This window comes from Ureibacillus sp. FSL K6-2830, from assembly GCF_038004145.1.
Classification (GTDB): Bacteria; Bacillota; Bacilli; order Bacillales_A; family Planococcaceae; genus Ureibacillus; species Ureibacillus thermosphaericus.
Window position 1 is genome coordinate 2,935,096 of the sequence record NZ_JBBOQR010000001.1, and the last position, 15,881, is coordinate 2,950,976.

Annotated in this window: 14 protein-coding genes; 12 read left to right on the plus strand and 2 right to left on the minus strand. The window is 36.6% G+C overall.

The genetic code is table 11. The features are described 5' to 3' along the window. Positions 1-86 precede the first annotated feature (86 nt). On the minus strand, positions 87-617 hold the full coding sequence (locus NSU17_RS14585; protein ID WP_340433953.1) for a transcription repressor NadR: 531 nt from the start codon (positions 615-617) through the stop codon (positions 87-89). 141 nt (positions 618-758) lie between these two features. Between NSU17_RS14585 and NSU17_RS14590 the strand changes: the two genes are divergently transcribed. The 8 genes from NSU17_RS14590 (at position 759) to NSU17_RS14625 (ending at position 8,310) form a co-directional block, all read left to right on the plus strand. Then, entirely contained in the window at positions 759-2,042 is a 1,284-nt protein-coding gene (locus NSU17_RS14590; protein WP_340705357.1) for a LysM peptidoglycan-binding domain-containing protein, read from the plus strand. Next, positions 2,043-2,903, plus strand: coding sequence for a phosphotransferase (locus NSU17_RS14595; protein WP_016838398.1), 861 nt, complete (start codon positions 2,043-2,045; stop codon positions 2,901-2,903). It begins immediately after the preceding gene. Between the two features lie 117 nt (positions 2,904-3,020). After that, positions 3,021-3,641, plus strand: coding sequence for a Holliday junction branch migration protein RuvA (ruvA, locus tag NSU17_RS14600; protein WP_340705358.1), 621 nt, complete (start codon positions 3,021-3,023; stop codon positions 3,639-3,641). A 15-nt stretch (positions 3,642-3,656) separates the two neighbouring features. Continuing rightward, positions 3,657-4,661, plus strand: a complete 1,005-nt coding sequence (ruvB, locus tag NSU17_RS14605) for a Holliday junction branch migration DNA helicase RuvB (RefSeq protein WP_340705359.1) — start codon at positions 3,657-3,659, stop codon at positions 4,659-4,661. Between the two features lie 13 nt (positions 4,662-4,674). Beyond that, positions 4,675-5,712 carry a tRNA preQ1(34) S-adenosylmethionine ribosyltransferase-isomerase QueA gene (gene queA / locus NSU17_RS14610; protein WP_340705360.1) on the plus strand — a complete coding sequence of 346 codons (1,038 nt, stop codon included), beginning with the start codon at positions 4,675-4,677 and terminating at the stop codon, positions 5,710-5,712. Between the two features lie 53 nt (positions 5,713-5,765). Then, complete coding sequence (tgt, locus tag NSU17_RS14615) at positions 5,766-6,911, plus strand: tRNA guanosine(34) transglycosylase Tgt (protein ID WP_340436531.1); 1,146 nt, start codon at positions 5,766-5,768, stop codon at positions 6,909-6,911. Positions 6,912-7,033: 122 nt separating this feature from the next. After that, a complete protein-coding gene (gene yajC / locus NSU17_RS14620; RefSeq protein ID WP_016838393.1) occupies positions 7,034-7,294 on the plus strand; it encodes a preprotein translocase subunit YajC in 261 nt (86 codons plus the stop codon). Positions 7,295-7,659: 365 nt separating this feature from the next. Then, positions 7,660-8,310 (plus strand): DUF421 domain-containing protein, encoded by a 651-nt coding sequence (locus NSU17_RS14625; RefSeq protein ID WP_340705361.1) that lies wholly within the window; start codon positions 7,660-7,662, stop codon positions 8,308-8,310. Here NSU17_RS14625 and NSU17_RS14630 read toward each other — a convergent pair. Beyond that, complete coding sequence (locus NSU17_RS14630; RefSeq protein WP_340705362.1) at positions 8,281-9,798, minus strand: putative polysaccharide biosynthesis protein; 1,518 nt, start codon at positions 9,796-9,798, stop codon at positions 8,281-8,283. The two genes, NSU17_RS14625 and NSU17_RS14630, sit on opposite strands and share 30 nt — an antisense overlap. 94 nt (positions 9,799-9,892) lie before the next feature. Between NSU17_RS14630 and NSU17_RS14635 the strand changes: the two genes are divergently transcribed. The 4 genes from NSU17_RS14635 to NSU17_RS14650 all read left to right on the plus strand — a co-directional run bounded on the left by NSU17_RS14635 (position 9,893) and on the right by NSU17_RS14650 (position 15,718). Beyond that, complete coding sequence (locus NSU17_RS14635) at positions 9,893-10,222, plus strand: post-transcriptional regulator (RefSeq protein WP_016838390.1); 330 nt, start codon at positions 9,893-9,895, stop codon at positions 10,220-10,222. A 238-nt stretch (positions 10,223-10,460) separates the two neighbouring features. After that, positions 10,461-12,728, plus strand: coding sequence for a protein translocase subunit SecDF (gene secDF, locus NSU17_RS14640; RefSeq protein ID WP_340705363.1), 2,268 nt, complete (start codon positions 10,461-10,463; stop codon positions 12,726-12,728). 139 nt (positions 12,729-12,867) lie between these two features. After that, on the plus strand, positions 12,868-15,192 hold the full coding sequence (gene recJ / locus NSU17_RS14645; protein ID WP_340705364.1) for a single-stranded-DNA-specific exonuclease RecJ: 2,325 nt from the start codon (positions 12,868-12,870) through the stop codon (positions 15,190-15,192). A gap of 13 nt (positions 15,193-15,205) precedes the next feature. After that, on the plus strand, positions 15,206-15,718 hold the full coding sequence (locus NSU17_RS14650) for an adenine phosphoribosyltransferase (protein ID WP_016838387.1): 513 nt from the start codon (positions 15,206-15,208) through the stop codon (positions 15,716-15,718). Positions 15,719-15,881 lie beyond the last annotated feature (163 nt).

Sequence of the window (15,881 nt, forward strand, 5' to 3'; positions counted from 1 at the left end):
GTAGAAAGTAATATTGTTTTCTAACCAGCCTTAATTCTTAATAATTGTTCTGCTTATTACTTTTCCTTCAACAATTTTTTAAAGAACTATTCTTCTATCAAATACCCCTTTTCACGTAGCCTTTTTTCGGCTTCTTCAATTTGTTCTTTTGTCGGCGCTGAAATGACATGTAAATGGGTTCCTTGCGTTAAGACAGAAAGGTAAGTTGCATTTGTTTCCTTCACTTTTTGAAGAAACTTTTCTACGTCAATGCGGGATGATAACATCATCGAAGCCGTAATTTCTCCATACACCGGATGTTCAACAATTACATTTTTTACTGTTACCCCACAATCTACAATCGTCAACAATTCATCTTCTGTTTCTTCAGCATTATGTATACAAACAATTTTCTTTTCAAATAAAGCCGTTGTATCGTCTTGATTCATATATAAATATCCTTGGCTTGTTGCAATAATCGGTTCATTTCGCGCTTTTAATAAATTCATGTCGTTAACAATCACTTGTCGACTAACATTTGCATATTTTGCCAATTGTGTACCTGTAATGGGCTCTTTTGAATTCTTTAGGATATTTAGCAATTCATTTCTCCGTTCTTCACCAAGCATTTTTTTCATACAATCACACCTTCTAATAAAATAATGTGTATACGGATAAGCCTGTTAAACATAGTTTAACACGAGGAGTAGTAAAGGGAATTATTTTTGTGTCTTTTTTGATTCATTGTCATATTATAAAACGAGAAAAGGAGGATGTTTGTGCGAACTCACATTGTTCAAAAAGGAGATACTCTTTGGAAAATTGCCAAGCAATATGGTATCGATTTTGAGGAGTTAAAAAGATTAAATTCACATTTAGCAAATCCAGATTATATTGTGCCTGGTATGGAAATTATTTTACCAGATGATCATTTAACTCAGAAACACTCGTATGGACATAAAGAAATGCCAGATAAAGCAAAAACGATTGAAACACCGCCAAAAGATAAAAAAGTAGAGATTCCACCGAAAGCCAAACCAATCGAAACACCACCGAAAAAACAACCAGTAGAAAAAGAAATGAAATTGCCGGAAATTCCTCCAACACCACCAGTACCACAAATTGTTCCGATGACGATTCAACAAATGCATCCACACGAAAAGACAGAATTCCACTTTGATTTTGCACCACATCTGAATATTCAACGACACATGCAACATCCACAAATAATGCCAATCCCACAACCAGTTATGCCACAGCCGATTTTCATCAAAATTCCACAACCAGAAGGAATGAAAGAAGAAACGGAAAAAGAGAAGGAAAAAGTAGTAGAGAAAGAATATGTACCGGTTCCTCAAACTCACATTGAATATGTTCCGGTGCCACAACCTATTTTTATTCCATGCATGCCGCAACATCCTTGCAACTGTAAACCGCACAAAGTAGAGCGTTGCGGTTGTAGAGAAGCGCAAGACCATATGCAACATCATGCTCAACCGTATTTCACAAACCAACATATGTTGCCGCCATGCCCTGAATATCCAATGCCATATGGAATGGATTATCAACAAATGATGCCATATGGAATGGATTATTCACAAGGTATGCCATACTCCGGCCAACCAGCTCCGGATATGCAATACAGCTTCCCGTACGAAGCAGGAATGTATGACGGAAGTGAAGCAGAAAATCCTATGATGACACAAATGGCAACAGAATATCAGACAACTCAGAATGATGATACAGATTGGCTCTTTGAATCTACTTCACAAGATGAGCAAAAAGAAGGGGAAAAAACATTGAGTCAGGATTATAGTAGTCAAATGCAAGAAGGACATCAGGACTACAATGTTTTTGAACAAGCAACAATGCCATCATACGACTATTATCAAATGCCACAAGGATATCATCCTATGAATCAAGGGATGTATCCACCGATGTTTCAATCTATGCCACAAGCAATGTATCCACAAATAAATCAAGGATTCGACCCAAGTATGCAGCAATATTATCCACCGAGAATGAATCCTTGTGCACCACATTTTAAACCGTGGTCATACTAAATGCAAATTAAAAATAATATTTGGAAGCAACATGCAGGTAACGAAACACTATTCATAAAAAAATATGATCAATTTCATGTATTTGAAAAAGTAGCACTAATTCATGAAGAATTAGAAAAAATTCAGTTTCCTTATATCATTCCATTAAAAAAATCAGAAGAGCCTTATTTGCTTGTTCAAAGTTGGCAAAAGAATAGTTATAGCGCGGATTTTTCCAAGACAAAACATAGAAAGAAAGCAGTGAAGATACTAAAGGCATTACACGAAACGAATGAACAGATTGAATGGAGCCATTATTCTGTCATTCCAAAACAGAAACTCATTCAAAAATGGAATGCTAGACTTGAACGGTTTTTATTGCAAGAAAATGAGCTGGTAAAATATTTGCGTCATCAATATTACGATATTGTTCTCTATGCGAATAAAGCGTTAAAAAAGATACGTCAAAACCCAGGTTCTTTTCCAACAAAGATGACATTGCTACATGGCGATGTTGTGCACCACAATTTTTTAATGACAAGAGATGGAATGAAATTAATTGATTTTGATTTAGCGGTTGTTGGCGATGCGGCGGAAGAGATGATTTTATGGATGCACCGGGCACTACCAAATGTAGATTATGATATTGAAACATTATTAAATGAAAATAAATATTTAAGGGAAATTTGTCTTTCAAAATTACATTACTTGCAATACCCTAATGAACTGTTAAGAGAATGGCAATATGTCTTGCATCTAGGTGATTATGAGAAAGATGCTTTCTTAGAATATATAATGCCATTTACAGAAAAGGCGTTAAGGCATTGGCCTGAACTGATGGCAACAACTGATAAAATTCAAGAAATGTTTGAAGTAGGATAAAATACGAGATTATGTTAATATAAAATAGAATAGTAAATAGTTGACCGTCATAAAAGACGGTCTTTCTTTTGTTTCAATATTGTGTTTATACCAACACTCCGAATGTGAGGAATGAAAATGTACGATTATATCATTGGACAAGTGACGCGCATTACACCTGAATATGTCGTCTTAGAACAGAGCGGGATTGGATACGCAATCATCACTCCGAATCCGTTTGCTTTTCGTGTGAATGAGGAAAAACAAAGAGTATTTGTACATATGCATGTAAGAGAAGATGCTCAGCAATTGTATGGTTTTAAAACGTTAGAAGAACGAGAATTATTCAAAAAACTTATACAAGTTTCCGGTATCGGTCCAAAGAGTGCGTTATCAATTCTAGCAAGTGGCAATCCTTCGCATGTTATTACAGCCATTGAAATGGAAGATGAAAAGTATTTAGTGAAATTTCCTGGTGTCGGGAAGAAGACTGCTAGACAAATGATTCTAGATTTAAAAGGGAAACTTGGTTCGCTCCTTGAGCAAGTGGAACTTCCAAGTGCTGAAGATGAACTGCCGCTATTTGGTGTGAATCCATATCAACATGAATTAGAAGAAGCAATGTTGGCTCTTCATGCACTCGGATATTCCGGAAAAGAATTAGAGAAAATTAAGCCTTTATTAAGTGAAAAGGAAGATTTACAAACGACGGAAAATTATATGAAATATGCATTAAAACTTTTGTTAACGACAAAGTAACAAGGAGGGCGGCAAGTGAATCGAATCGTTTCAAGTGAAGCAAATGAATTGGATAACCAAATTGAATTATCTTTGAGACCTCAAAGGCTTTCTCAATATATCGGGCAGCATCAAGTGAAAGATAACTTAAAGATCTTTATTGAAGCGGCAAAATTCCGACAAGAATCGTTAGACCATGTGTTGCTATACGGCCCGCCTGGATTGGGAAAAACGACTCTAGCTAATGTGATCGCAAATGAACTGGATGTAAACATTCGGCTTACAAGTGGGCCTGCAATTGAACGACCAGGAGATTTAGCGGCTATTGTTAGTTCACTAGAGCCTGGGGATGTCCTCTTTATAGATGAGATTCATCGCCTTTCCCGAGCAATTGAAGAAGTGCTGTATCCAGCGATGGAAGATTTTTGCCTAGATATCGTCGTTGGGAAAGGGCATGACGCCCGCTCTATCCGATTGGACTTGCCGCCTTTTACATTAGTAGGAGCTACAACAAGGGTAGGTTCTTTATCAGCTCCTTTACGAGATCGTTTTGGTGTATTATTAAGACTTGATTATTATGATGAACATTCATTAATTGAAATTGTAAAAAGAAGTAGTAAACTGTTTGAAGTTGAGATTGATGACAGAGCTGCAGAGGAAATTGCAAGGCGTTCCCGCGGAACTCCTCGTATTGCTAATCGCTTGTTGAAGCGGGTAAGAGACTATGCACAAGTGATAGGGGATGGAACGATAACCCTTGATCTTGCGAAACAAGCTCTTGAATTACTTCAAGTGGATCGATACGGTTTAGATCAAATCGACCATAAATTGCTAAGAAGTATGATTGTACAATTTAATGGTGGACCCGTTGGATTAGATACATTAGCGGCTTCCATCGGAGAAGAACGCATCACGATAGAAGATGTGTACGAGCCATATTTAATGCAAATTGGATTTATTCAACGTACGCCACGAGGACGTGTGGCGACAAAATTAGCTTTTGAACATCTTGGTTATACTTATTACGATGAAACAAAGTAAAAGGAAGTTATGTATGAAAATTGAAGAATTTGATTTCAACTTACCAGAAGAATTGATTGCTCAAACACCACTAAAAGATCGTGCAGCAAGTAGATTGCTGATCGTAAATCCTTTTTCAAAAGAAATTGAACATCATCAATTTCCTCATATTGTAGATGAGCTTAATGCGGGTGATTGTCTTGTATTGAATGATACCCGTGTAATGCCGGCTCGACTTTTTGGCATAAAAGAAGAAACGGGAGCTCATATCGAAGTTTTATTGTTAAAACAATTGGAAAAGAATAGATGGGAGACATTAGTCAAACCTGCAAAGAGGGTAAAAATAGGCACGACAATTTCTTTTGGTGATGGATTGTTGCGTGCGACTTGTACGGACGTTCTTGATCATGGTGGACGAATATTTGAGTTTAGTTACGAGGGCATTTTTTATGAAGTGTTAGAAAAATTAGGTGAAATGCCATTACCACCATATATTCATGAAAAATTGGAAGATCGAGAGCGTTATCAAACAGTTTATGCAAAAGAAATTGGCTCTGCAGCAGCTCCAACAGCAGGACTTCATTTCACTGAAGAAATTCTTGAAAAAATTCGCAATAAAGGGGTTGAAATTGTCTTTATTACCCTTCATGTTGGTCTTGGAACATTCAGACCTGTAAGCAGTGAAACAGTCGAAGAACATGAAATGCATTCAGAATTTTATAGCATAAGTGAAAGTGCTGCTGAAACGATTAATCGAGTGAAAGAACAAGGTGGCAATGTCATAGCAGTCGGTACTACATCTACAAGAACCCTTGAGACTGTCGCTTCCAAATATGATGGCAAAATCAAAGCGGAACAAGGATGGACAGATATATTTATTTATCCAGGCTATGAATTTAAATGTATTGATGGTTTAATTACGAATTTCCATTTACCTAAATCAACTTTAGTAATGCTTGTGAGTGCATTGGCTGGAAAAGAGACGATTTTCCATGCCTATAGTGAAGCGATTAAAGAACGATATCGATTCTTCAGTTTTGGTGATGCGATGTTTATTCGGCCAAAAGCATAACACTCAACAATCGAAGTACTGTTTATACTTTAGATGAAGAGAGGAATTTACAAATGACACAACCTGCAATTCGATATGAACATATCAAAACATGTAAACAATCAGGAGCAAGGCTAGGAATTGTCCATACGCCACACGGTTCCTTTGAAACGCCAGCATTCATGCCCGTTGGAACCCAAGCTACGGTGAAAACGATGTCACCTGAAGAGTTAAAAGAGATGGGCGCGGGCATTATTTTATCCAACACGTATCATTTATGGCTCAGACCTGGTAACGAAATCGTAAAAGAAGCAGGCGGCTTGCACCAATTCATGAATTGGGATCGTCCTATATTAACCGATTCAGGTGGATTCCAAGTATTTTCGTTGAGCGACCTTCGAAAAATTGAAGAAGAAGGGGTTTATTTCAGGAACCATTTAAACGGAGATAAGCTATTTTTAAGCCCTGAAAAATCCATTCAAATTCAAAACGATTTAGGGGCGGACATCATCATGGCGTTCGATGAATGTCCACCATATCCAGCAACTTATGAATATATGTTACAGAGCGTGGATCGAACAACACGTTGGGCGAAACGATGCAAAGAAGCGCACCAACGTCCAAAAGAACAAGGGTTATTTGGTATTGTACAAGGTGGAGAATTTGAAGACTTAAGGAAACGATCTGCGGAAGCTCTTGTAGAATTGGATTTCCCTGGATATGCTGTAGGTGGATTATCCGTAGGTGAACCAAAAGATGTGATGTACCGAGTGTTAGAATTTACAACACCGCTACTTCCTGAAAATAAACCACGCTATTTAATGGGGGTAGGTTCTCCGGATGCTTTAATTGAAGGAGCAATACGAGGCATTGATATGTTTGATTGCGTATTGCCAACGAGAATTGCTCGAAATGGAACGCTAATGACTTCCCAAGGCCGTCTTGTTATTAAAAACGCTCAATATGCGAAAGATTTTGGACCACTTGATCCAAACTGTGACTGTTATACATGTAAAAATTACTCAAGAGCTTATATTCGTCATTTAATTCGAACTGGAGAAATTTTTGGATTGAGGCTGACAACGTACCACAACCTTTATTTCTTATTGAGATTGATGGAACAAGTAAGACAAGCAATTAGAGAAGATCGATTGCTTGATTTCCGCAATGAATTTTTTGAGCAATATGGATTTAATAAACCAAATGCGAAAAACTTTTAAGCAAAGAAGCAAACTTTGAATAATTTAAGAAATTTTTCTAATAAAATAGAAAATAAAATCGATTTTTACCTTCGTTTTATACTATACTTATGAGGTGAGAGAAAGAAAGGGGGATATACTGGATGCAAACATTATATAATTTATTACCAATCATTATCATGTTTGTTGCAATGTGGTTTATTTTAGTTCGTCCGGCTCAAAAACGACAAAAAGCGACACAAGAAATGCAAAATAATTTAAAGCGTGGAGATAAAGTCGTAACAATCGGTGGACTTCACGGTGAAGTAGATGCTTTAGAAGATTCTGCTGTATATCTTCTAGTTGATGGCAAAACTCGCTTAAAATTTGAGCGTCAAGCAATTGGACGAGTTATCAACGATTAATCCATAGACAACGAATAAAAGGGGGCGTCTGAAAAGTCATTTCAAGACGCCCCCTTTGCGGCTGTCGCACAGTGCTTTCGCCGCAGATAAATTGCGGCTGTCGCTAGCGCTTTCGCCGCAGATCAATTGCGGCTGTCGCACATGCTTAGCCGCAGATAAATTGCGGCTGTCGCTAGTGCTTTCGCCGCAGATAAATTGCGACGAGGAGGCGCGTTTTGTGACCACCAGAGGAGCAAAGTTTTTTAAGAGAGTATTACTAGTAAGGAGTAAGGCTGTTCGGAAAGTGATTGACTTTCTGGACAGCCCTTTTTTTGTATAGTTGACGAACGCTTGGCCAACAATAGGAAAGAAAGGATGTGGGATGTATGGAACTGTATTTACAAATCCTTTTCAGAACGGTCTTTTTATATTTGCTTGTGCTTTTCGTATTTCGCCTCATGGGTAAAAGGGAAGTAGGCGAACTAAGCATTATGGATTTAGTGGTATTTGTGCTCATTGCTGAATGTGTTGCTTTTGCTTTAGATGATTTAGATAAACCGTTATTTGAAAATGTTTTTCCAATTCTTATTTTGCTCGCCATCCAGCATTTAAATTCGTTGATTGCATTAAAAAGTAAGAAAATCCGTGATTTAATTGACGGAGATCCATCGATGATTGTGGAAGATGGTGTTATTAACCAAGAAGAAATGAGAAAGCAACGATATAATTTAGACGATTTATTTCAACAAATGCGTGAAGAACGCATTCCTTCCGTACAGCAAATTAAATATGCATTTCTTGAACCGTCTGGTAGACTATCGATTTTCTTAAAAGATGATGACCCGCTCATCTTTCCACTGATTGTTGATGGATATATAATAGATCGGCACCTAAAATTCCTTGAAAAAGATAGAGAATGGCTGTTGGAAAACTTAAAAAAGAAGGGCTATGAAAAGCCGGAAGACATTTTTTATTGTTGTTATGAAAATTATGATCTGCATGTTCAATTAAAGTCGACGAATAAGAATGGAACGTAAGAATCGAAAATCGCTCCATTTTAATTGATTTGTTACTAGTAGAAAGAATGTTAAAACAATGATGGTTAATGCACTATTTGTCCAAAAATTAAAGGAAATTTTACTGAAAATATAACTTTGAATAAAACAAGTAAGAATAAAAATCACATAAGGAATTGCAAAGAATCGGAAACCGGAACTAATCATTTTATGCGCCCGTAGTGTTGCCATATGTAAAAAAGATGTTACTAATACACCAAATCCAATTGCGATAATTGCACCATATTCTTGAATAAATGGTTGAGATGCTAGTACAAACATGACGAATAATTTCCCGATTCCGCCATAAATGGAGTTCATCATGGCAGGTTTTGCTTCATCCATTGCTTGCAAAATGGAGTGTAGAGGGCTTTGGATATAATAAAAATAGAAAATTGGAGCTAAAATTTTCATAAATCCGCGATTCTCCTCTAAGTGAAAGAGCCGCATAGCAAGTTCATCACCGTGCAAAAAGAAATATGTCGCAGCGTAGGCACCAATGATGGATGAAAGGCGTAAACTTATTCCGATGCGATTATTCAGTAACCTTGTATTACTCCTTGCTACAGCATCGCTCACTGCTGGAATTAAAACGATCGCTAAAGCATTAGGAATAAAAGAAGGGAATAATAATAACGGTACATGTACACCAGAAATAATTCCGTACAAAGTCGTTGCTCCTGCAGCTGTCAGTCCTGCAATGGTTAAAGCCTTCAAAAAGACGATTGGTTCCAAAAACCATGTGAATGTGCCAAACAATCTGCTTCCTGCACTTGGAACGGCAATACGCAGTAAAGGCATTGCCGGATATGGTTTTTGTGAGGAGGGTTTTTTTAGTTTTTTCTTTTTCATGAAATAATGAATGTATAAATAAATAAACGAAATAAATTCACCAACTGCAGTAATCGCCATTGAATATGCAGCCGTTAATTCAGGGTTGTCCGGCACAACGAAAAATGGCAATGCTAAAGAGATTAAAACGATGCGTACCAGCTGTTCGATCATTTGGGACCAGGCTGTTGCTGAAATGATGGCAATGCCTTGTAAGTATCCTCGAATTAAACCGGAAAATACAATAATAGGTACAGCCCCTAACGCAATATATAGCGTAATTTTTGTTCCTTTATTATGTAATAGCGTTTCTGCCAAATATGGAATAAATAATATAAGAATCGGTGTAAATAAGATAATGGATAAAATTGACCATCTAAATGCTGTTTTCATGACGGAATGAAGTTGTCCAATTTGGCGTTTTGCATATAGTTCTGCAATTACTTTCGCTACAGCAATAGGGATGCCTAGCTGTAATACTGAAACGAAGAAAATATACGCTGGATATGCAGTCATATAAACTCCAACAGCTTCTTCGCCAGCTACCCTCATAAATTGCATTCTATAAATAAATCCGAATAGTTTTGACAAAAAAATGACAACTGTGAGAAAAATAGTTCCTCTAACAAATGATGCCATCCATACAATCCCTTCTCAATTATTCTATTATTCGTTACAATATTTGTATGCTTTCCTAAAAACAGTTAATACAGAACGATGGAGTGATTTGCCTATGGTCGAACATGAGCGCTTATTTTCAAAAGTTTTACCTGTGCTTAAGAGCAAATTAGAAGAAATGAACTTAAACGGGTATGAAGGTATTACGATTGAAGAAATTTGGAATTATTGTCTTCAAAAAAAGTGGCGAAAGAAAAATTTGGATGAAATTCGAATTCATGAAGCCGTATCAACAATTTTTTCATTAAAAGCTTCAGAAATCGTGAATTATTTGCAAATCCAACAATTCCAAAGCACGAATTGGTTTTCTGAAGTAAATCAAGAAGAATTGAGAGAATTATTAAATCCTACAAATAATAACAATTCTGACAAAGAAAATGTATAGATTCGGTTTGACAGGTTGACTTTCGTGTTTCATAATTAGTTTGTTACATAAGAAAAGGAAAGGTATATTTTTGCAATAATTTCGATTGAGCTTATCCACTCCAAGTTTATTCTTCATTTGGTGGAAATATCACGAAAAAATTTTCGGAGTACTAATTCAAGAGATTATTGTAAAGATATGCTTGCACGTGTTTATGTATGTACAAGCTATTGTACATTGCATCAAGGAGGATTTATCAATGAATTCAAAAAGCCGGATCGTTTCCTTTGTACTGGCTGTAATCGTACTTTTTGGTGCGATGGGCTTCACAGTAAAAGGAGTATTAAAAGATGTAAAACTTGGACTTGATTTACAAGGCGGATTTGAAGTTTTGTATGAAGTTGAACCCTTAAAAGAAGGGCAAAAAATTACTCAAAGTATCGTAGCAGATACGACGACCGCTTTATCAAAGCGTATCGATGCTTTCGGTGTCAGCGAGCCGAGTATTCAGGTTGAAGGTGAGAATCGGATTCGTGTTCAGCTTGCTGGAATAGACGATCAATCATCTGCTCGGGAAATGTTATCAAGTACGGCGAATTTAACATTTCGTGATGTAAACGATAATTTACTGTTAGACGGTTCTGATTTGAAAGAAGGCGGTGCTGCGGCTTCCTTCGACCAACAAAATCGACCAATCGTTACATTGACGTTAAAAGATGCACAAAAATTTGCAGACATTACTTCGAAAATTTCTCAAATGCCACCAGGTCAGAACTTACTTGTTATTTGGATGGATTTTGTTGAAGGAGAAGACTCATATAAAGAAGAAGCAACAAAGCCTGATCCGAAATTTATTTCAGCAGCGTCTGTAAAAGAAACTTTAAATACAACAGACGTTATGATTTCAGGGAATTTTACTGTTGAGGAAACGAAAAATTTGGCAAGTATGTTAAATGCGGGGGCACTTCCTGTAAAATTAACAGAAATTTATGCAACATCCGTGGGCGCTCAGTTTGGGGAACAAGCTTTAAATAGCACTGTATTCGCTAGTATTGTTGGTGTTCTATTAATTTTCATCTTTATGTTGCTTTACTATCGATTACCTGGTTTTATTTCGATTATCACGTTAACGGTATTTGCCTATTTAGTACTGCTTATTCAAAATTTAATTGGTGCAGTATTAACGTTGCCAGGTATTGCAGCTCTTGTACTTGGTATTGGTATGGCTGTGGATGCGAATATTTTAACAGCAGAGCGTATTCGAGAAGAAATACGTGTTGGTAAATCACCAAAAGAAGCATTCCAAATGGGATCTAAACTATCACTAAGCGCGATTATAGATGCACAATTAACAACATTACTAGCTGCGGTTGTACTTTTCTACTTTGGTACAAGCTCAGTTAAAGGTTTTGCGACAACGTTAATCATTTCCATCTTATTAAGTTTCTTAACTTCTGTATGGTTATCACGTGCATTACTTGGATTACTCATTAAGAGTGGCAAATTCGATAATCCATTCTTCTATGGCGTTCGAAAATCAAAAATTCATGACGCTTCAGAAGGTGTAGAAACATTAGATTTAACAACAAACTTCGATCGCATTGATTTCGTTCATAACCGCAAAAAGTTTTATGCTATTTCAATGATTATTTTGTTGATTGGGGTTGTAATGCTTGGTATCTTTAAATTAAACTTAGGCATTGACTTCTCAAGTGGTACGCGAGTTGAAATACTTTCAAATGAGCCGACTACCCAAGAAGAAATGGCCGATTATTTAGAGAAAATCGGATTCCCAGCAGATGAATTAGTCATAAGTGGTGAAAATAAAGATACTGCTGTTGCCACTTATAAAAAAGATTTCACGCAACAAGAAACGTTAGATTTAAAATCAGCAGTGATGGAAGACTACGGTCATGAACCAAATGTAAGTACAGTTTCTCCAACAGTTGGTCGTGAACTCGTTAAAAATGCGATTTACGCTCTAAGTTTTGCCGCTCTTGGTATTGTCATTTATGTGGCATTCCGTTTCGAATGGAGAATGGGTGTAGGTGCAATTGTTTCACTATTACACGATGTATTCTTCATGGTGGCAATTTTCAGCGTATTGCGCTTAGAAGTGGACATAACTTTCATTGCAGCAATTTTAACCATTGTCGGTTATTCCATCAACGATACGATTGTTACCTTCGACCGTATTCGTGAAAATATCGACCATAAAGGCGAAATCAAATCGAAAGAAGAACTTGCCGAAATCATCAATAAATCCCTCCGTCAAACGATGGGACGTTCCGTAAATACAGTATTGACGGTAATCATAGTTGTTGTTGCACTCTTAATTTTTGGTGCGCCAGCAATTCGAAATTTCTCAATCGCTTTACTCATTGGATTAGTAACGGGAATGTATTCCTCCATTTGTATTGCAGTACAACTATGGTATACACTAAAAGTGCGCGAAATGAGCAAAAAAGGTACGACAGTGAAGAAAAAAGAGAAGAAGCAATGGGGTTCAGACGAGCCAGTAGTTTAATAATCTATTTCAGATACTCTCTAGTTTAGGGAGTATCTTTTATTTATTATTGGAAGATAAACTTTACTAGATTAATATAAGTTTTTTATCCAATACTTATGAAATTTAGGTATAATGGACTTCGTGAGGATGTGAGGTAATGATACAATCATCAAAAAAATGGAAGATCCAAAATCCCGATGAAATGTTTGTTCAACAATTACAAAACAATTTACATTTTTCTAGTTTGACTGCAAAAATATTAGCATCAAGAGTGAAGACACTAGATGAAGCTAGAAATATTATACATATGAAAGATGACCAACTACATAATCCTTATTTGTTAACGGGGATGAAAGAAGCGGTAGAACGAATTGAATTAGCATTACATCGAGGGGAAAAGATATTAATCTATGGAGATTATGATGCAGATGGTATTACGAGTACGTCCGTCATATTGCATACATTGCTTGATTTAGGAGCAGATGTAGATTTTGAGATTCCGAATCGCTTCACACATGGATATGGGCCAAACGAAGAATTGTTCAGATTGGCACATGAGAAAGGAATCCAACTGATTATTACTGTCGATAATGGAATTAGCGGCATCGAACCGATACGCTTAGCAAAAGAGCTTGGTATGGATGTGATTGTTACAGATCACCATGAATCGGGGGAAGAAATGCCGCCAGCAGACGTCATTATTCATCCGAGGGTACCAGAAGGGAAATATCCTTTTGGTGAATTGGCAGGGGTAGGCGTAGCTTTTAAGCTTGCCCACGCATTATATGGAGAGGTGCCTGAGCATTTGTTTGAATACGTTGCACTTGGCACAATCGCAGATCTTGTCCCCTTAACTGGAGAGAATCGATACATTGTTCGTAAAGGGTTAGAGAAATTGCGAAAGTCAAATCACCCATGGGTTCAAGCTTTATGTGAAGCATCAGGAGTAAAGCAGCATGAAATCGATGAAGAAATTATCGGTTTTTATTTTGGTCCTCGATTAAATGCTATAGGACGCCTAGGTGATGCAAAACCCGGTGTAGAGTTTTTAATGAGTGAAGATTTAGCAAGTGCCACAATGGGAGCAAAATTGCTAAATGAAAAAAATAATGAGAGAAAAGAGTATGTCAATTCGATTACTGAAGAAGCAATAGAAATGATTGAAAATAATCCGGATATTAGCAATTCTTTAGTGCTTGTCGTGGCAAAAGAAGGATGGAATCCGGGGGTAATTGGAATTGTTGCTTCCCGTTTAGTAGAGAAATATTATAAACCGACAATCGTGTTATCGATCGATTCAGAATTGGGATTAGCAAAAGGTTCAGGACGCAGCATCGAAGGATTTCATTTATACAATGAACTAGCAAAAAATCGGGATATTCTTCCGCATTTTGGCGGGCATCCAATGGCTGCAGGTATGACGCTTTCAGCTGAACATATCGATGAATTGAGAGTACGACTTCATCAACAAGCATCAACATGTTTATCCGATGAAATGTTAACGCCGACATTATACATTGATGTTCCTATCGATTTAAGTGAAGTAACGGTTGAAGCAATTGAAGAATTTCAGAAGTTGAAACCATTTGGTGTTGGATTTGAAAAGCCGATTTTTACTATACAACAAGTTTCGATTCGTTCAATGCGCAAAATCGGTGCAAATGAGAACCATATAAAAATGGAATTGGAAGATCCATATGGAATTCTTGATGCAGTTGGTTTTAATAAAGGTTATTTATTCAATGAAATTTCCTATGGCGTGAAATTATCCATAGTTGGTGATTTGCAAATCAATGAATGGCAAGGTAGAAAAAAACCGCAATTTTTAGTTTCGGATGTTCAGACACTTGAGTGGCAGTTATTTGATTATCGGGGAAAAGTAAATGCCAATCATTGGGTGGGAAGCATTCCTATTGAAGAATCATCCTTTATTGCTTTTCGTGAGGAAACAATTCAATATTTTCAAGCAGTCCTACCATCCATTCAATTAGTTGAAGATGAAATTGACAATTCTCTTTCACCGTATATTGTATTATTGGATTTACCAAAACGTATTCATACAATGGAAAAGCTAATTGAAATTGCAAAACCGCAACGTATTTATGCGGTATTTTACACACCGAATTCCCAATATTTTAATGGCATGCCAACACGAAAGCATTTTGCTCAATACTATACATTTCTAAAAAATCGCCCATTCTTTAACTTAAACGAACATATTCATCAACTATCCAAACATTTTGGTTTAAATGTGGATACAATAAAGTTTATGACAAAGGTGTTTTTTGAGCTCGGTTTTGTTACAATAGAAAATGGTTTGCTTTCCGTCAATGAATTTGCAAGTAAACGTTCTTTAACTGAAGCTGCCACATATCAATTGCGACAACAGCAAATCGAATTGGAACAAATATTTTTATACTCAACTTATTCCGAGTTAAAACAATGGTTTGATAATCGAATGAAGGAATTATCTTATTCCTAAGGAGGAAAATGGAATGGATTTAAGGGAACATATAGCAATTGTACAAAACTTTCCAAAAGAAGGAATTAGTTTTAAAGATATTACGCCGTTAATGGATAACGGTGAAGCATTTAAATATGCGGTTGATCAAATTGTTGAATTTGCAAAAGAAGTGGGAGCAGATATTATCGTTGGGCCAGAAGCACGTGGATTTATTATCGGATGTCCTGTTGCGTATGCATTAGGTATTGGTTTTGCACCTGTGCGTAAACCAGGAAAATTGCCGAGAGAAGTAGTTAGTGTTGAATATGCATTAGAATATGGTACGAATGTACTTGCTATGCATAAAGATGCAATTTCCCCAGGACAAAAAGTGTTAATTATTGACGACTTACTAGCAACAGGTGGTACGGTGGATGCTACAATTCAATTAGTTGAAAAACTTGGTGGTACCGTTGCTGGTTGTGCATTCATTATTGAACTAACAGAATTAAATGGCCGCGAAAAAATTGGAAATTACCCGATCAAAACATTGCTTCAATATTGATTTCCCAAAAAGAATTCGCACTTTGAATAACTGTGCGGATTCTTTTACTTTAATAAGCAAAAATTTTTTTAAAAAAATATTTTTTCATCTGACAATGGTATATTATTTTGTTAGATAAACGCAATATGATAAGACTTGGCTTTACATTTTATTTATACTTTTT